The sequence below is a fragment of the Streptomyces sp. MP131-18 genome (genome assembly GCF_001984575.1).
Lineage (GTDB): Bacteria > Actinomycetota > Actinomycetes > Streptomycetales > Streptomycetaceae > Streptomyces > Streptomyces johnsoniae.
The window spans coordinates 6,097,107-6,113,472 of record NZ_LZNS01000001.1 but is presented as its reverse complement, the minus strand read 5'-3'; the positions used below and the strand labels follow the sequence as shown (position 1 = coordinate 6,113,472).

The 16,366-nt window shown below is 73.4% G+C and carries 16 protein-coding genes; 7 read left to right on the top strand and 9 right to left on the bottom strand.

The genetic code is table 11. The features are described 5' to 3' along the window. Nucleotides 1-121: 121 nt before the first annotated feature. Genes STBA_RS27590 through STBA_RS27580 form a run of 3 tightly spaced genes read right to left on the bottom strand, consistent with a single transcriptional unit; the run spans nt 122 to nt 1,643 of the window. A complete protein-coding gene (locus tag STBA_RS27590) occupies nt 122-475 on the bottom strand; it encodes a hypothetical protein (RefSeq protein ID WP_077061791.1) in 354 nt (117 codons plus the stop codon). Then, the gene (locus STBA_RS27585) at nt 472-1,092 is read right to left on the bottom strand and encodes an Asp23/Gls24 family envelope stress response protein (RefSeq protein WP_077061790.1); all 621 of its coding nucleotides are present in this window, start codon (nt 1,090-1,092) and stop codon (nt 472-474) included. Before STBA_RS27585 ends, STBA_RS27590 begins: the two co-directional genes overlap by 4 nt. Continuing rightward, a complete protein-coding gene (locus STBA_RS27580; protein ID WP_077061789.1) occupies nt 1,083-1,643 on the bottom strand; it encodes a sigma-70 family RNA polymerase sigma factor in 561 nt (186 codons plus the stop codon). The genes STBA_RS27585 and STBA_RS27580 overlap by 10 nt, the downstream gene beginning before the upstream one ends. A gap of 132 nt (nt 1,644-1,775) precedes the next feature. Between STBA_RS27580 and STBA_RS27575 the strand changes: the two genes are divergently transcribed. From STBA_RS27575 to STBA_RS27570, 3 genes are read left to right on the top strand one after another with little or no spacing between them, the layout of a single operon-like run. Continuing rightward, a complete protein-coding gene (locus tag STBA_RS27575; RefSeq protein ID WP_077061788.1) occupies nt 1,776-2,285 on the top strand; it encodes an Asp23/Gls24 family envelope stress response protein in 510 nt (169 codons plus the stop codon). Beyond that, entirely contained in the window at nt 2,285-2,407 is a 123-nt protein-coding gene (locus STBA_RS39340) for a hypothetical protein (protein ID WP_290443919.1), read from the top strand. Before STBA_RS27575 ends, STBA_RS39340 begins: the two co-directional genes overlap by 1 nt. Nucleotides 2,408-2,411: 4 nt before the next feature. Continuing rightward, nucleotides 2,412-3,368: a YihY/virulence factor BrkB family protein gene (locus STBA_RS27570; protein WP_077061787.1), complete on the top strand. Its 957-nt coding sequence runs from the start codon at nt 2,412-2,414 to the stop codon at nt 3,366-3,368. 13 nt (nt 3,369-3,381) lie between these two features. On the opposite strand, the gene STBA_RS27565 is transcribed toward STBA_RS27570, so the two are convergent. The 4 genes from STBA_RS27565 to STBA_RS27550 all read right to left on the bottom strand — a co-directional run bounded on the left by STBA_RS27565 (nt 3,382) and on the right by STBA_RS27550 (nt 7,579). Beyond that, nucleotides 3,382-4,017 (bottom strand): ScbR family autoregulator-binding transcription factor, encoded by a 636-nt coding sequence (locus STBA_RS27565; RefSeq protein ID WP_077061786.1) that lies wholly within the window; start codon nt 4,015-4,017, stop codon nt 3,382-3,384. Between the two features lie 187 nt (nt 4,018-4,204). Then, a complete protein-coding gene (locus STBA_RS27560; protein WP_077063651.1) occupies nt 4,205-4,975 on the bottom strand; it encodes a glucose 1-dehydrogenase in 771 nt (256 codons plus the stop codon). 229 nt (nt 4,976-5,204) lie between these two features. Continuing rightward, nucleotides 5,205-5,885: a ScbR family autoregulator-binding transcription factor gene (locus tag STBA_RS38430; RefSeq protein WP_079252204.1), complete on the bottom strand. Its 681-nt coding sequence runs from the start codon at nt 5,883-5,885 to the stop codon at nt 5,205-5,207. Nucleotides 5,886-6,217: 332 nt separating this feature from the next. After that, nucleotides 6,218-7,579, bottom strand: a complete 1,362-nt coding sequence (locus tag STBA_RS27550) for an FAD-dependent monooxygenase (RefSeq protein WP_253195043.1) — start codon at nt 7,577-7,579, stop codon at nt 6,218-6,220. Between the two features lie 453 nt (nt 7,580-8,032). Here STBA_RS27550 and STBA_RS27545 point away from each other — a divergent pair, with 453 nt between their 5' ends. After that, nucleotides 8,033-9,529 carry a helix-turn-helix domain-containing protein gene (locus STBA_RS27545; protein WP_077061784.1) on the top strand — a complete coding sequence of 499 codons (1,497 nt, stop codon included), beginning with the start codon at nt 8,033-8,035 and terminating at the stop codon, nt 9,527-9,529. 417 nt (nt 9,530-9,946) lie between these two features. Here the strand turns inward: STBA_RS27545 and argS are convergent, their stop codons facing one another. Together argS and STBA_RS27535 are read right to left on the bottom strand one after the other, a co-directional pair. Next, nucleotides 9,947-11,710, bottom strand: a complete 1,764-nt coding sequence (gene argS, locus STBA_RS27540) for an arginine--tRNA ligase (RefSeq protein ID WP_077061783.1) — start codon at nt 11,708-11,710, stop codon at nt 9,947-9,949. 201 nt (nt 11,711-11,911) lie between these two features. Next, the gene (locus tag STBA_RS27535) at nt 11,912-12,583 is read right to left on the bottom strand and encodes a TetR/AcrR family transcriptional regulator (protein WP_077061782.1); all 672 of its coding nucleotides are present in this window, start codon (nt 12,581-12,583) and stop codon (nt 11,912-11,914) included. A 100-nt stretch (nt 12,584-12,683) separates the two neighbouring features. Here STBA_RS27535 and STBA_RS27530 point away from each other — a divergent pair, with 100 nt between their 5' ends. The 3 genes from STBA_RS27530 to STBA_RS27520 are packed head-to-tail and all read left to right on the top strand — an operon-like array spanning nt 12,684 to nt 16,038. Next, nucleotides 12,684-14,156 carry an MFS transporter gene (locus tag STBA_RS27530; RefSeq protein ID WP_077063649.1) on the top strand — a complete coding sequence of 491 codons (1,473 nt, stop codon included), beginning with the start codon at nt 12,684-12,686 and terminating at the stop codon, nt 14,154-14,156. A gap of 40 nt (nt 14,157-14,196) precedes the next feature. After that, nucleotides 14,197-15,129, top strand: a complete 933-nt coding sequence (locus STBA_RS27525; RefSeq protein WP_077061781.1) for a phosphotransferase — start codon at nt 14,197-14,199, stop codon at nt 15,127-15,129. A 9-nt stretch (nt 15,130-15,138) separates the two neighbouring features. Continuing rightward, nucleotides 15,139-16,038, top strand: coding sequence for a helix-turn-helix domain-containing GNAT family N-acetyltransferase (locus tag STBA_RS27520; protein WP_077061780.1), 900 nt, complete (start codon nt 15,139-15,141; stop codon nt 16,036-16,038). Nucleotides 16,039-16,366: the final 328 nt, after the last annotated feature.

The following is a 16,366-nucleotide window of genomic DNA, read 5'->3' as shown; positions in this document are numbered from 1 at the left end:
TTGCCCATCTGCCGGTGGAGGGTGTCCCTCCGGATCGCCTCAGAACCTACCGGCAGATTCCCGGACAACGGGATATTTCCGGCAGGCACGTCCGGCGGTTGCGCCGGTCAGGGCGGCGGGCTCACGCGATGTCGGTGACCGTCACGGTCACGGTGACGTGCTCCGCCGGGCGGGCCGCCGACGCCGTCTCCTCGCCGACGGCCCGGCGGACCGCGGACCGCACCGAACGCGTCACATCGAGCGCGCGGTGCCCGCGCAGCGTCGCCAGCTCGACCCCGATCTCCCAGCTGCCCGGCGCGCCACCGCGCCTGACCCGCACCGCGCCCGCGCCCGCGCCACGCGCCGCGCGGCCGGCCCGGCCGCGCAGCAGCCCGCTCAGCCCGGGCCGCAGGAACGCCACCCCCGGTACGGACCTGGCCGCCGCGGCGGCGGCCTCCCGCACCCGCGCATCGAGATCTGCGGGGCGACCGTTCACCGCGTCCTCCTGTCCGTCGTGTCCGTCGTGTCCATCGTGTCCACCAGGTCCACGACTTCGATGTCGATGGCCTGCACGTCGAGGCCGATGGCCTCGCGCGCGGCCCGCGCGACCCGTTCCCGCACCGCGTCGGCCAGGCGCGGAACGGTCCAGGTCAGCTCGGCCGTCACCGCGAGGCGTACCCGGACGGGGCCGCGTGATGTGCCGGAACCCGCGCCCAGCGGCTCGATGCGGCAGCTGCCCGCGCGCACGCCCGGCAGCGATTCGGCGGCGGCGCGGAAGGTCTTGGCCGCGGCGGCCTCCACGATCCAGGCGTCCTCGTCCGGCTCGCCGAGCGGCAGCCTGCGCCCGGGGCGCAGTTCGAGCCGCACGATGTCCATGACGCGCGTCGTGACGGCGCGGGCGTCGGGCGCGCCCGGCGGTTCGGGCGCCGCGGCCCTGCTCTGCTCGACGAAGTCGCCGAGCGCGCGCAGCTCCGCAAGGGCGGCGGAACAGTGCGGACAGGACGCGTAGTGCGGGTCCTTGCCGGTCGTGCCCTCGTCCCAGCTCTCCCAGACGTCTTGCAGCGACCGGCCGCAGGGCAGCTCCTCGGAATCGAGCGGCTCGTTCAGCGCCATGCTTCCATCGCCTCCGTCAGGTAGCGCCTGGCCCGGAAGATCCGGCCGCGCACGGCCTGGTGGCTGATTCCCACCGTATGCGCGATGTCCTCGTACGACAGCCCGTGGAACTCCCGCAGCACCCAGCAGGCGCGCTGTTCGGGAGAGAGCCCGGCCAGGGCCGCGTGCAGCGCCACCACCGCCGCGGTGTTCTCGGCCGTCCGCGCGGGCGAGACCTGGTGTTCCGGCGCGGCGGGCTCGGCCACCGCGTCCAGCGGCGCGGTGGGCCGCCGGGCGCGCAGCTGGTTCAGGCAGCGGTTGGTGACGATGCGGTACATCCACGTCCGGAACGTGGCGTCGCCGCGGAACTCGGGCAACCGCCGCCAGGCTTGGACGAATGCCTCCTGAACGGCGTCCTCCGCGTCCGTGCCCCCGCCGAGCAGGTGGCTGGCCAGCCGCAGCAGGACCGGGCCGTGGCGCCGGACCAGCGTCTCGAAGGCGTCTTCGTCGCCCTCTCCGGCCCGCGCGGCCAGCAGTGCGTCGTCCGCCGCGGGCTCCGCCTCGTCGGCCACCCACCAACTCCTTCCGGTTCCCCGGCGAGACCCGGGAAAAAGTGCGGAACCGCGCGTGACGATTCACGCCGACCCGTGTCCAACAGGGTGTCAGAGCACCATCGAGCCGCAACGGGAAGGTATGCCATGGCAATGAAGACAGCACCCGCGTCCGCCGCGCCCGCGGAGGAATCAGCCCAGGTGGCCCGCACGGCGGGCGTCTCGTCCGACGGCGCGACCACCGTCAGCGAGGGCGCCACGGGCCCGCAGGAGCCGGCGGCGACGCGCGGGCAGACGTCCATCGCGGCCGGAGTCGTCGAGAAGATCGCGGGGCTCGCCGCCCGCGAGGTGCCCGGCGTGCACGCGCTGGGCGGCACGCTGTCCCGGACACTCGGCGCGGTCCGCGACCGGGTGCCCGGCGGCCGGGCCGGCGCGAACCGCGGCGTGAAGGTCGAGGTCGGGCAGCGGCAGACGGCCGTCGACCTCGACGTGATGGTCGAGTACGGGGTGCCGATCAGGGACGTCGCCCGCGACATCAGGGAGAACGTGATCGCGGCCGTCGAGCGCATGACCGGCCTTGAGGTCATCGAGGTCAACGTCGCCGTCGTCGACGTCCGCCTGCCGGACGACGAGGTGACGGACGACGAGCCGCGCGTGCAGTGATGTGCCGCGACGCGCGGATGCGCGGCCCGCACTGGGCGCAACGGCCCTCCCCCGCCGTGGGGATCATCGCCGTCGCCGTCGCCGTGTGGGCGGTCGCGGTGCTGGGCCTGACGACGAGGTGAATTCATGCGTGACCGAAGGCCGCCCGCCCGGTGGGCGGTGGCGCTGCGGCGGACCCCCGTGTCGCTGTGGCGCGACGACATCGACCACTGGGCGGCGGCCCTGACCTACTACTCCGTGCTCGCGGTCTTCCCGACCCTGCTGGTCGCGATGTCCGTGACCGGGCTCGCGCACCCGGCGGCGGCGCAGGAGCTGATCGGCGAGGTGACCTCGCTGCTCCCGGCGGGCTCGGGCTCCGAGGTGCGGGCCGCGCTCGAGGAGCCGGCCGGTCGGCGTTCGGCCGCCTGGCTGGTCATCGCGGTCGGCTCGGCGAGCGCCTGGCTGTCGGCGTACAACTACCTGAGCGTCTTCCGGCGGGTGCTGCACGGCATGCACGACGTGGTGGACCGCAGGCCGCCGTGGCGGGCGGTGCCGCGCACCATGCTGACGGCGCTCGGGCTGCTCGGGCTGCTGGTGTGCAGCGCGACGGTGCTGATCCTCACGGGCGGCGCGGTCCGTTCGCTGGGGCGGCTGCTCGGCACGGGCGAGGCGGGCAGCACCGCGTGGCACGTGCTCAAGTGGCCGCTGCTGCTGGTGCTGGTGACGGGCCTGGTGCTGACGCTCTTCCGTACCGGCCCGGCCGGGACGCGCGCGCCGCGCCGCTCGGCGCCAGGCGGCGCGCTCGCCGTGCTGCTGTGGCTGTTCGCGTCCGCGGGCTTCGCGCTGTACGCGTCCAGCGTCCCCACCTACAACCGGCTGTACGGGTCGCTGGCGGGGATGATCGTGTTCCTGGTCTGGCTGTGGGTGTCGAACCTGACCCTGCTCGCCGGGGCGCAGTTCAACGCGGAACTGGCCAGGCTGCCCGCAACGCCCCCGCGGCACGCGGAAGAACGCGCCGGGGAACGGGCCGCGGGGTCCGGGGCCACCGGTGGCCCCGCCCGCGCCGCGCCGCCGGTGGCCTCGGGCCACGGCCGGCGCGGCTGATCCGGCGGGGCGCTCAGCCTTCCCCGGCCGCGCGCAGCAGCAGGGGCACCCGCCCGGGCGAGGTGTCGAGTTTGATCAGCACGCTCGGCACGGCGACGCTCGGCAGCAGGAGATCGAAGAACTTTGCTATGTCCGTGGTCAGTTCCGGAACGGTGTCGAGCGATTCCGAGACGAGTCCGACGCCCGTCCAGGCGCCGATGAAGATGCGGCCGGTCTCCGCGGGAATGATGTGCGGCAGCACTTCGCCGCGCTCCTGGCCGGCCTGGAGCAGACGGGCGGCCACCTCGATCCAGTCCGGCCAGCGGGTGCCGAACAGCGCACGCGCGTTCTGGTCGACGGACAGCCGGAGCGAGGCGCTGAGCAGCGGCTCGCGCGGCAGCCGGTGGGCGAGCAGCAGGCCGACGTCCACGAACTCCTGGAGCTTCAGCGGCTGCGGCCGTACCCCCTCGGTGGTCACGGCCTCGGCGAGCACGCTGCGCGCCAGGGCTTCCTTGGAACAGAAGTGGAAGTACAGGGCCCCGCGCGTGACAGCGGCACGTTCGAGAATCTGGGCAATGGTGGAGGCGCCGTAGCCGAACTCGTTGAAAACCGAAGCAGCCGCTTCCAGAATCACCCTGCGCTTCAGAATCGCACGCGCTTGCCGCGCCAAAGTGTCCTCCCCCGCGCCACCGGCCGTTTGCTCGAAAAAAACCGACCAGAGTGTACCCTCCGCCGCTTCGGGCGGCACGCGCGTTTGTATGTACTCAGGGGCTGGGCCCCGGACTTGCCCCGGCCTGCTGGATTGCGGGCCGGGGACACCGGGGGCCGGGGCGGCGGCACCGCCCCGATCGGCCGGCTCACTGGTTGACGAACCCCCCGTCCACCGGCATCACCACCCCGGTGACGAACGAGGCACTGTCGCTGCACAACCACGCGGCGGCCTCGGCCACTTCCTCCGGCTCCGCCGTCCTGCCCTGCGGCGTCAAGGCGTGCGCCTGCCGTTCGATCTCCGGGTTGCGCGCGAACCAGTCGTCGATGATCTCGCTGCGCGTCGTCCCGGGAGCGATCGCGTTGACCCGTATCCCCTGCCGCGCGTACTCGTCGGCCGCCGCGCGGGTCAGGCCGATGACGGCGTGCTTGGAGGCGATGTAGGGAGCCGCCGTCGGAATGGCGACCATGCCGCCCACGCTGCTGTTATTGACGATGGCGCCGCCGCCGTGCTCCAGCATCGCGCGGATCTCGTGGCGCATGCAGTTCCACACGCCGCGGACGTTGGTGTCCATGATGCGGTCGTATACCTCGTCGTCCATCAGGTGCAGCGGCGCCCGGTCGCCGCCCACCCCGGCGTTGTTGAAGCAGGCGTCCAGCCGACCGTGGCGTTCCAGCACGGCCTCCACCGCGCGGGCGGCGTCGCCGGGCCGCAGCACGTCGCACACCACGTAGGACGCCAGGGCCCCCTCGGCTCGTAAACCGGCCGTCAGGGCCGCGAGTCTGTCCTCCCGGCGCGCGGCGAGGACGACCGCCGCCCCCTGCCGCGCGAACACTCCGGCCGCCGCGGCACCAATTCCACTGCTCGCCCCCGTGATGAGAACGGCCTTGCCTTCCAGATAACGCGGTTCATTCTGCATGAGGAGCAGCGTACCCGGGCACCGGCCGATTCCCATGGTGCTTTTTTGGACCCAATCAGGCGGCAGATATTTGCTTTTCTTCTCGATGTCCTGGCACCGCTGAATCAGCATCTTTTCTCTGATCCCGGGGCGAAGGGGGAATACCCGCGAAAAGGCCGGGACGGTAAACGTGCGGGCCGCCGGGGGATTCGGCGGCCCGCACGTATCCTGTCTCGTCGGGCCGCCGCCGTTACGCCTCGTCCCTGGGCGCGCCGTGCGCGGGCACGCCTTCCGCCGCTTCCGCCGCGTACCACGCCGCGGGCGGCACGGTCCGCAGTCCGGCGCGCGCCTCCTCGGTGGCCAGGACGGCCAGCACCAGGTGCCACATCGCCGCCGTCCGGTCCGCCACTTCGATCGCGGGCGTCCCGCGCCAGGCCATCGCCTCGGTGCCGGCGACGACGGCGGCCACCAGCGTCTCGGCGGCCTCCTGCGTCACCGACTCGTTCAGGCAACGCTCCGCCCGCGCCTGCCGCAGCAGGCTCCAGGCGGCCGTCACGCACGTGACGTGGTAGTCGATGACGTGCTCCTCCTGCCCGGAACGCTCCTGGCCGATGCGCAGGCTCGCCCGGACCGCGGGCTCGCCGGACAGCCAGCGGGCGAGCGCGTGCGTCAGGTCGATGAGCGTCTGGAGCGGCGAGCCGTTGATGCCGTGCAACTCGTTCAGCGTCTCGGTGAGCAGTTCGCAACTGCGCTGCTGCACCTGCATGGCCAGCTCGTCCTTGGAGGCGAAGTGGAAGTAGAGCGCACCCTTCGTCACCTGGGCATAACGGCTGATGTCACTCATCGTCGCCTCGGCGTAACCGAACTTGTCGATCACCTCGGCCGCAGCCGCCAATAACCTACGGCGGGTCCGCCCGGATCTCTCCTGCATCGCCCGTCAACTCTCCTTGTCCCGTGCCGATGTCGGAACCTCCCAGAATAAACCGTTCATGCGGTTTGTAAATCCCGCCCTATCCCGGTTGAACGGCAGGACCGAATGCCTCGCCCATGCCGCACCGGCCGGCTCCGGCGGCATGCACGTGCACAAGCCCCCTCGCTCACCTGCGTACTTGCCTCATCGCGCCAAACGAGCGCCCCCCGGCGCACGTCCACCGGTACACGCCCGGTGGTCACCGAGTGTCTGTTTCCCCATCCTGTTTTTCTTCACACGTGCCCCGACCGAACAACCGCCGTCTGTTTTCCCGGCGCGGAACGCGGGCGGGATCAGGCGGCCCGCCCCGCCCTGGGGCCGCCGCGCGAGGCGCGGAGCACCCTCCGCAGGACCGCGGGCCGCATCAGGGACGACGCCGGGGACACCAGGGCCACCACCCGCAGATAGGCCCTGGCCACCTCCTCGTCGTACCGGGCGGCCACTTGGAGCCGCCGCACATAGGCGTGCCCGAGCCGCACGGCGGGCGGCCGCGGCCCCACCACACCGGGGAAGGCCAGGTCGGCGCTCGTCGTCAGGCGCCACGCCGGGCCGACGGCCCGGCGCGCCAGATCGCGGAAGTACGGGCGGGGCCGCGGCAGCCGCCCGTCCGCCACGTGGTCGCGCAGGACCAGCGCACCCAGCGCGGCCACCGTCATGCCCTGCGCGTAGGCAGGGTTGAGGCTGCACACGCTGTCGCCGAGCAGCACCAGGCCGCGCGGGAACCGGCGCAGCCGTTCGTAGCGGCGCCTGAGGTTCGCCGGGAAGCGGTGGCCCACCGGGGGGCCGACGGGGTCGAGGTCCTTGATCGCCTCGTAGGCGTCGGGCGCCTGGAGCGAACGGACGAACTCCAGGAAGCCGTCCGGGTCGGTCGGCGGGTGGTCGCCGAGCATGCCGTTGACGACGACCATGAGCAGGTCGTCCTCGGTCTTGATGCACATGGCGCCGCGCGGGCTCTCCACCGAGGCGACGACGGCGATCTCGCACTCGTCCCGCTCCAGGGTGTCCCGGGCCATGCGGTATTGGCGCGTCGCATAGCCGAGCCGGACGTCGAGCCGGTCCACCGCAGCCTCGGGATAGCCGAATTCCCGCAGCCATACCGGCGTGCGGGAGCCCCGCCCGGTCGCGTCCACGACGAGATCGGCGGGCAGCACTTCCTCCGCGCCCCCGCCCCCGCCCGCCGCCCGGACCCGCACGCCGGTGACGCGGCTCGCGCCCGCCGCGGTCGCGAGGCCGCAGATGTCCAGCCGTTCGCGGAACGTGACGTTCGGCAGCACCTGGACCCGGGCCCGCACGTGACGTTCGAGGAACGGACGGCTCAGCGTCAGGGTCATCAGCCCGGAGGGCGAGTTGCGTATGCGTTCCCCGTTGAATATCAGCCGCACATTCGCCGTCATGTCACCGAGCGGCGCCCCGTCCTTGACCATTTCCTCGGTTATCCCGGGCAGCAGTTCCTCGATGACCGCCAGGCCACGGGCCTGAAGACCGTGCGCCTGCCGCCCCTGCGGCACGCCGCGCCGCGGCCCCTCCACTCCCGCGAGTACATCCCGGTCCACCACCGTGACGTCGGTGAACGCGTCGGAAAGCACCCGGGCCGCGAACAGCCCGGCCATGCCCCCACCCATGACGACCGCACGGCCGCCGACATGATTCCCCACTCGGGTCAGCTCCTCGAGTCCGTGAGCGTTTGCTCGGATTCCCCCCGCGCATACCTCGCGCATAGCACGCGGAACGGCCGCGAATACGCCTGCGGAATTCAGGCCGGATACGCCGGGGCGGCGGACCGGAATCCGCGCTTCGGACCGCCTCGGCCGGGACCGTATCCGGTCCGCGCCGTGACCGGTCGCACAGCCGGCGCCGATGGTAAGCGATTTGGCCGGGCTTGAGCGAACCTCAAGCGCGCGCAGGCGCGTTATGCATTCCCGCCGGATCGCACTACGCTGCCCCTCCGTACCACGGTGGCGCTGCCGCTCCGCGGAATCCGTCAATCCGGTCCGCATTTCTGCCGGCGGGATTCCGCGGGCACGCCGCCCGTACCGCGGAAGGCTTGGCGGCCGGACCCGTTGCCGGGCAGGCCGGCCGCCGGGGAGGGGGAGGAATTGCAGGGGGGCATGGAGACATCACCGACACCGAACGAGGCAGGGGCCGACCGGCTACTGGAGGAGCTGCGGCGCCTGTCGGTACACGACCCGCGAACCGTGCCGCAGGCACTGATCGACTGGCTGGACGCGGAGACCGGCGCGCGCGTCGCCTGGCTGGACGGCCACGGGCGCATCGTCCTGTCCTCGCCCGGCTTCCCGCCGGGCGCACTCGATCCCGTCCGCCCGGTGCTCGCACAGCTCGCCGCGGGGCGCATGGCCGCCGCGGTGGCACGGTCCGGCACCCTTCAGGTGCGCTGCGAAGCGCACGGCAGCGGTCCGCTGCGCCCCGTGCTGGTCGTCGCGGGGCCTGTGCTCTCGCGGAGCGCCGCCGCACTCGTCTCGCACGCCGTTCCGCTGCTGGCCGCCCTGGTGGCCGCGCGCGCGGCCGAGACCGCGTCCCGCGGCTACCGGGAGAAGGCGGGCCGGCTGCGGCTCGCCGTGTTCATGGCGCTGATGTCGGGCGACCCGACGCTGGCGCGCCGCATGACGGTCGGCGCCGCGCCCCCGCTGCTCGACGCCGACCGGCTCCGGGTGCGGCTGCTCGCCTGCGCGCCCGCGGACCGCACGCGGCTGACCGACCGCTACCAGGACGCCGCGGGCTACCACGGCCGCAACCTCCTGGTCCGCTGCCCCGTCTACGACGACCACCTGATCTGCCTGACCGCCGAGGGCACCGGCCGCAGCAGCCGCCTCGCGGGCGAACTGCGCCGCCTGGTCGACGACAACCCCGGCTACGCGCTGGGCATCAGCGACCCGCATCCGCCGGCCGAGACCGCCGCGGCGTACGAGCAGGCCCGCCACGCGCTCGCGGTCGCCCGCGGCATGCCGGGGCGCGTCGCCGCGTACCGCGGGCAGGCGCCGCTGGAGCGTTTCCTGCCGCGCGAGCCAGCGCTCGCCTGGGCCACGGAGTTCCTCGGGCCGGTGAGTGACGTCCCGAAGCTGACGATCGACGTGACGCGGCTGGCCCTGACGTTCTCCAACTCCGGGGTGGCGCGCCTGCTCGGGATCAGCCGCAACACCGTCACGGCCCACCTGAAGCGCATCGAGGAGGCGCTGGGGCTCAGCCAGAAGAGCGTCCTGGCGCGCGCCACGCTGGCCCTCGCGCTGTCCATCACGGGCCCGCAGCACCCCACGCCCCCGTACCCGGGCGCCGCGGGGCGGCGGGACGCGCCCGGTCTCGACGAGCTGCTGCGGACCCCGGCGGCGACAGCCTGGGCCGGGGCGGTCCTCAGCGACCTCGACGATCCGGCCGGCCGGGACCTGCGCGGCACGCTGCGGGCCTGGATCGAGACCGACGCGAACGCGCAGCGGACGGGACACCGGCTCGGGATCAGCCGCAGCACGGTCGCCGCCCGCCTGCGGGCCGCCGAACGCCTGCTGAACCGCGACCTGTTGACGACGGGCGCCGGGGTGCACGACGTGGTCCACGCCCTGCGCATCAGCGGTGACCTGGCGAGCCCCGGCTGAGCCGACTTGTGCACTGTGCACAGCCCGCGGGCGATTCTGCGCACCGTGAACGGTGGCCCGCGGCCCGGAATCTCCCTAACGTCCTCGGTGAGCGCAGGGCCGCGGAGGAGTCCTGCGACACACGGGGGATGAGCCCGCAGGGGGCAGGCCGGGGCCGGGGGGTCCGGCCTGCCCGTCCCGTTCTCTTCCGTTCCCCCACGTTCTGCCGCGCCTTTGGGCCGCCTTTGGGCCGCGCCGGCCCGCGCCGCGCACGATCGCTGAGCGCGGGCCGGGGCCGCCGGGCGGCCCCCCGACCGCCCGGCACCACAGAGCCTGCTGGTGCGGCGCGACGCGGGGCAAGAGGTGCCGGCCGTCCCGGAAAGACTCGACCTGTCCGGCCTGGTCAGCGTTCTGTACGGAACGGCGCGGCGCCCGTTCTCACATGCGGTCCGGCGCCTCGATGCCCAGCAGGGCGAGGCCCTGCGCCAGCGTCTCGCGCGTCAGACCGCACAGGGCGAGCCGGTTGGCGCGGACACCGGCCGGCACGCCTTCCTTCAGGACCGGGCAGGACTCGTAGAAGGTGGTGAACGCCTTCGCCAGGGCGTAGAGGTACGTGGCGAGCTGGTGCGGCTCCAGCGTCTCCGCGACCGCGTCGAGCGCCGCGCCGAACTCGTCGAGCTCCAGCGCGAGCGCGTGCTCGGCCGGCTCCAGGGCGAGGCCGGTGTCGAAGCGGGCGGTCTCCGCGCCCTGTTCACCGGCCTTGCGGATGATGGACGCGATCCTGGTGTGCGTGTACTGGAGGTAGACGCCGGTCTGGCCGTTGAAGCTGACCATGCGGTCCACGTCGAAGGAGTAGTCCTTCGTCCTGGAGGTGGACAGCTCCGCGTACTTCACCGCGCCGATGCTCGCCACGTGCGCGATGGCGTCGAGCTCCTCGGCCCCGAGTCCTGGGTCCTTCTCGGCGACGACCTCGCGCGCCCGCCGCAGCGCGTCGTCGAGCAGGTCGGCCAGGCGCACCGTGCCGCCGGAACGGGTCTTGAACGGCCTGCCGTCCGGCCCGTTGATGGTGCCGTTCGCGGCGTGCACCGCCCGGACCCCCTCGGTGAGCCACCCCGCCCGGCGGGCCGTCTCGAAGATCATCTGGAAGTGCTGCGACTGGCGGGCGTCCACGACGTAGACCAGCCGCGTGCCCTTCAGCTCCCGGATGCTGTACCGGATGGTGGCGAGGTCCGTCGCCGCGTAGCCGAAGCCGCCGTCGGTCTTCTGCACCAGCAGCGGCACGGGCTGGTCGTCGAAGAAGACGGCCTTCGCGCCCTCGCTGTCCCGCAGGATGCCCTTCTCGCGCAGCTCGTCCACGACCTCCTGGAGCCACGGGTTGTAGAACGACTCGCCCAGCACGTCGTCGAGGGTGAGCAGCACGCCGAGCCGTTCGTAGATCTGCTGGAACGCGGTCTCGGACTCGCCGACGATCTCCCGCCAGGCGGCCACCGTCTCCTCGTCACCGGCCTGGAGGGCCACCACGCGCCGCTGGGCGCGCTGCTTGAACTCGGGGTCGGCGTCGAACTCCTGCCGGGCGGTGCGGTACAGCGCGTCCAGCGCCGAGACCGCGCCCGCGGTCTCGCCCTGGCCGACCTCCTTGCCGCGCCACGCGGCTTCCGGGTGCTCGAACAGGTATTGGATCAGCATGCCGAACTGGGTGCCCCAGTCGCCCACATGGTTCTGCCGCACCACCTTGGCCCCGAGGAAGCCGAGCACGCGCGCCAGGGCGTCGCCGATCAGCGTGGAACGCAGGTGCCCGACGTGCATCTCCTTGGCCACGTTGGGCGCCGAGTAGTCGATGACGGCGGTCTCCCCCGCCTGGCCGGCCGGCACCCCGAGCCGCGGGTCCGCTGCGCGGGCCGCGAGGCGGCCGAGCAGCGCCGCGTCGGACAGCGTGATGTTGAGGAAGCCGGGCCCCGAGACCTCGACGGAGGCCAGCGCCGCCGCCCCGCTCACCTTGTCGCGCAGCTCGCCCGCCAGCTCCCGCGGGTTGCGGCCCAGGCGCCTGGCCAGCGACAGGGCGGCATTGGCCTGGTAGTCCGCCCGGTCGGAGCGTCGCACGAGCGGGTCCTCCGCGGCGAGCTCGGGCGGCAGCACCTCTGCCATCGCCGCACGCACTGCCGCTTCCACCTCACCGGCCAGCGGTTGGATCTGCTCAGCCATGTTCGCGAACCACTCCTGTGTCCGAGGGACCGTAGTGCGTCAAGCATGACAGGGCGGCGGAGCCACGGACGCGCGAGGTGGCGACAGGCACCCACCGCGCGTGACCCGCACGGGCCGTCGCCCACCGGCGGCGCCCCGACGCGCACGCCCCGCCCGCGGCGGTCACGGACGCGCAGGCGGCGGCGATGCCGCCGCGCGGCGCTACGGCGTCACGGGGGCGAGCCACAGGCCGATCAGTGCATCGATCATCCCGGTCTCGTACTCCGCCCAGGTCGGCCTGGCGGTGTGGGTGCCCTCGGCCAGCGCACGTTCGCGCTCGGCGAGCATGTGCAGTTGCAGGTGCCGGGCCATGTCGCCGCGTTCGAGGCGAACGGGCAGGGGCAGCTCGGGCAGGCAGCGGTTGAGCCCGTCGACGGTCCGCTCCAGCGAGGGACCGAAGGTCTCGTCGACCACGATGTCCCGCAGCTGCGGGTCGGTCATCAGCTGGACGACGAACCGCGCGTACCAGGTGGGGGCGCCCAGCTCGGCCAGGTGCCGGGTGCCGGGGCGCACGAGGCAGGACACCCAGTCGCGCACGTCGGTGGAGTCGCCGATCTCGTCGAGCATCGCCACGCGCAGCGTGTCCGTCCGCTCGCCGTGCCTGCGCACGATGGCCCGCAGCAGGTCGGTCTTGGTGCCGAAGTGGTATCCGACGGCGGCGTTGTTGCCCTGCCCCGCGGCCTCGCTGATCTGCCGGTTGGACACGGCGAACACCCCGCGTTCCGCGAACAGCCGCTCCGCGACGGTGAGGATCAGCTCCCTGGTGCCGCCGGCCCGGTCCGCTCTCGCCGACCTGCCGGATGCCCGTGCCGGGGTGCCGTGCGTCTGCTCCATCGTGCGCTCCCTTCGCCACCGGCGGCTGAGACCAGTGAACGCGCCCTGTTACCTTTACGTCAAGCGCATGACTTAAACGCCGACACGGAGGTCACCAGTGGTGACGAGTACGCCACCCCCGGCCGCGACGAAGTCCGCCAACAGCATCGTCGCGGTGCTCGCCCTGGCGGGAATCGTCGTGTCCCTGATGCAGACGATCATGATTCCGCTGGTGCCCGAGCTGCCCCGGCTCCTGAACGCCTCGTCGTCCGACGCCGCCTGGGCGATCACCGCGACGCTCCTCGCCGGAGCCGTCGCCACCCCGGTGACGGGCCGCCTCGGGGACATGTACGGCAAGCGGCGCATGCTCCTGGTCAGCCTCGGCCTGCTGATCACGGGCTCGGTGATCGGCGCGCTCAGCGACAGCCTGATACCGATGATCGTCGGACGTACGCTCCAGGGCCTTGCCGCGGGCGTCATCCCGCTGGGCATCAGCATCATGCGCGACGAGCTGCCGCCCCACCGGCTCGGCGCCGCCACCGCGCTGATGAGCGCCTCGCTCGGCATCGGCGGCGCGCTCGGCCTGCCCGCGTCCGCCTTCCTCGCCGAACGCGTCGACTGGCACGTTTTGTTCTGGGGTGCGGCCGGCATGGGCGCACTCGCCACCGCGTTCGTGGTGCTCCTCATTCCCGAATCCGGGGTCCGCGGCGGCGGGCGTTTCGACCTGGTCGGCGCCGCCGGGCTGTCCGCGGCGCTGGTCTGCCTGCTGCTCGCGATCTCCAAGGGCGGCGACTGGGGCTGGACCAGCGGGCTCACCCTCGGCCTGTTCTGCGCCTCGGCCGCCATCCTCGTCCTGTGGGTCTTGTGGGAACGGCGCGCGGCCCAACCGCTGGTCGACCTGCGCACCACCGTGCGCCGCCAGGTGCTGCTGACCAACCTCGCCTCCGCCGTCTTCGGCTTCGCGATGTTCGCGATGTCGCTCGTGCTGCCCCAGCTGCTCCAGCTGCCGGAGGCCACCGGCTACGGCCTGGGCGCGTCGATGCTGACCGTCGGCCTGGTCATGGGCCCCTCCGGCCTGGTCATGATGGCCGTCGCGCCGATGTCCGCGCTCATCTCCCGCACCCGCGGACCCAAGGTCACGCTGATGGCGGGCGCCGTCGTCGTCGCGGCCGGGTACGGACTCGGCACCGTGCTCATGTCGGCGATCTGGCAGCTCGTCCTGGTCTCCGCGGTGATCGGCGCCGGCATCGGGCTCGCCTACGGCGCCATGCCGGCCCTGATCATGGCCGCCGTGCCCGTCTCGGAAACTGCCGCGGCCAACAGCCTCAACACCCTGATGCGTTCCATCGGCACCTCCGTCTCCAGCGCCGTCGCGGCAGTCGTCCTCGCCCAGATGACCTTCACGCTCGGGGCCACCACCGTGCCGAGCCAGAACGGCTTCCGCGTCGTCATGGCCATCGGCGCCGGCGCCGCCCTCGCCGCCCTGGCCATCGCCGCCTTCCTGCCCGCCCACCGCCCGCCCGGCCCACCGACCCAGCACGCACCGCCCCCCGCCAGCCCCGACACCGTCGGCGCACTCCGGGGCGGGCAGTAAACCGGCCGACCGATAACCGACGACCAGGGAGACGGCCCACGTGGACGAGGCCGAGTTGGACGAGCCCGGCCTGCGTGCCCTCCTGCGGGCGCAGCACCCGGACCTCGCCGACCTCGCCCTCTGCCCGGCACCCCTCGGCTGGGACAACCAACTGTGGCGTCTCGGCGACGAACTGGCCGTACGCCTGCCCCGCACAGAGCGCGCCCCCGGCCTGCTCCGCAAGGAGCACACGTGGCTGCCCCGCCTGGCCCCCCGCCTGCCGCTGCCGGTGCCGGTCCCCCTGCGGCTCGGCGAGCCGACCGCGCGCTTCCCGAAGCCCTGGACCATCGCCGCGTGGGTACCGGGCGAGCCGGCCGACCGCGCGCCGATCAGCCGGGGCCACCACGCGGCCGACGCCCTGGCGGGCTTCCTGCGGGCCCTCCACCGGCAGGCGCCGCCCGACGCGCCCACCAGCCGACTGCGCAGCGTTCCCCTCGGCACACACATCGCGGGTATGGACGCCCAGTTCCGGGACGTCGCCACGCGCGTGCCGCGCGCCGTGCTCGACGTGTGGCACGACGCCCTCGCCGCGCCCGGCTGGGCGGGCCCGCCGGTATGGCTGCACGGCGACCTCCACCCGGCGAACACCGTCGTCGCCGACGGCACTCTCGCCGGGATCGTCGACTTCGGCGAACTCTGCGCCGGCGACCCGGCGGCCGACCTCGCGGCCGCCTGGCTGCTCCTGCCCGCGGGCGCGGACACCCGCTTCTTCGAGGTGTACGCGCCCGCGGACGAGGCGACGATCCGCCGCGCACGGGGATGGGCCGTGCTGCTCGGAGTGATGCTCGTCTGCATCGGCCAGGCGGGCGAACGCGGCCTCCCCGGCGGCAAGCCGACCTGGGCACCAGCCGGTACGAAGGCACTCGACCGCGTGCTCGCGTCCGTCTGGTCGGGCCCGGGGCCGGGGGTCGCACACCGAAAGTTACCTGACTAGAGTCAGAGAATGGATGCAGCGCAGATCGACCAGTTGCGGCGGTTCAACCGCGCCGTCACCGCGCGCGTGGGGGTGCTCCACGACCGTTACCTGGGCCGCGACCGGCCCGTCGGCGAGGCCAGGCTGCTGTGGGAGATCGGCGAAGAGGGCCGCGACGTGCGGCAGTTGCGGGAGCGGCTCGGGCTCGACTCCGGGTACGTCAGCCGCCTGCTCCGTGCCCTGGAGACCGGCGGCCTGGTGACCGTGGAGACCCGGCCGGGGGACCGGCGGGTGCGGACCGTGCGGCTCACCGAGGCCGGCCGCGCGGAGCGCGCCGCGCTCGACGGCCGCAGCGACGACCTGGCCCGTTCGCTGCTCGGACCGCTCAACGCGGACCAGCGCGCCCGGCTCGTCGCCGCCATGGCGGAGGTCGAACACCTGCTGACGGCCGCCACCGTGGTCCTGGAGCCCACCGACCCCGACCACCCCGACGCCCGGCACTGCCTGCGGTCGTACTTCGCCGAAATGCAGGCGTGCTTCGACACCGGTTTCGACCCGGGCCACAGCCTGCTGCCCGACGCGGGCGCCCTCAGGCCCCCGCACGGCCTGTTCCTCGTCGCCCGGCTGCACGGCGAGCCCGTCGGCTGCGCCGGGCTGAAACTGCCGCCCGACGCCCCGGCGGAGATCAAGCGCATGTGGGTGGCACCCCGCGCGCGGGGCCTCGGCCTGGGGCGCCGCTTCCTGGCCGAGCTGGAGACGCGGGCCGCCCGGGCGGGGCACACCGTGCTGCGCCTGGACACCAACAAGGCGCTCACCGCCGCGATCGGCCTGTACCACTCCGCCGGCTTCCGCGAGGTGCCCGCCTTCAACGACGAGCCGTACGCGCACCACTGGTTCGAGAAGCACGTTGCGGCACCTCCGCCGGGGTGACGGCCGGCCCGCCCGCGGGGCGCGCGGCTCAAAACGGTGGCCGGAGGCGCGTTATCCGGCCAACCGCCGCCGCGCGGCCCGCCCCGCGCACACCGGACGGTGATTCGCTGACGAGAACGCCCGCCGCCGAGGCCGGGTGCGGGCGAAACGGACGCGCCGCCGCCTCGCGTTCCCCGTGGACCCCAGCAGGTCCCCCACTCCCCGCGGCCCCGAAGCGGCGCGAACGCACCGCCGCATGCGGCGCACGCGCCCCCTCACCGCCGAGCGGCTCACGGAAGCAAAGGCAGCGGAGGCGCCGCGGGACCGCGCCACCCTCCCCGAACGCGGA

What these genes read in the sequence shown, in the direction of transcription:
- STBA_RS27585 (WP_077061790.1), bottom strand. Translation starts at nt 1,092, where the DNA reads ATGGCGCTGAACGAGCCGCTCGATTCCGAGGAGCTGCCCTGCGGCCGG.
- STBA_RS27520 (WP_077061780.1), top strand. Translation starts at nt 15,139, where the DNA reads ATGGATGCAGCGCAGATCGACCAGTTGCGGCGGTTCAACCGCGCCGTC.
- STBA_RS27545 (WP_077061784.1), top strand. Translation starts at nt 8,033, where the DNA reads ATGGAGACATCACCGACACCGAACGAGGCAGGGGCCGACCGGCTACTG.
- STBA_RS27560 (WP_077063651.1), bottom strand. Translation starts at nt 4,975, where the DNA reads ATGCAGAATGAACCGCGTTATCTGGAAGGCAAGGCCGTTCTCATCACG.
- STBA_RS27575 (WP_077061788.1), top strand. Translation starts at nt 1,776, where the DNA reads ATGAAGACAGCACCCGCGTCCGCCGCGCCCGCGGAGGAATCAGCCCAG.
- STBA_RS38430 (WP_079252204.1), bottom strand. Translation starts at nt 5,885, where the DNA reads ATGCAGGAGAGATCCGGGCGGACCCGCCGTAGGTTATTGGCGGCTGCG.
- STBA_RS27535 (WP_077061782.1), bottom strand. Translation starts at nt 12,583, where the DNA reads ATGGAGCAGACGCACGGCACCCCGGCACGGGCATCCGGCAGGTCGGCG.
- STBA_RS39340 (WP_290443919.1), top strand. Translation starts at nt 2,285, where the DNA reads ATGTGCCGCGACGCGCGGATGCGCGGCCCGCACTGGGCGCAACGGCCC.
- STBA_RS27570 (WP_077061787.1), top strand. Translation starts at nt 2,412, where the DNA reads ATGCGTGACCGAAGGCCGCCCGCCCGGTGGGCGGTGGCGCTGCGGCGG.
- argS (WP_077061783.1), bottom strand. Translation starts at nt 11,710, where the DNA reads ATGGCTGAGCAGATCCAACCGCTGGCCGGTGAGGTGGAAGCGGCAGTG.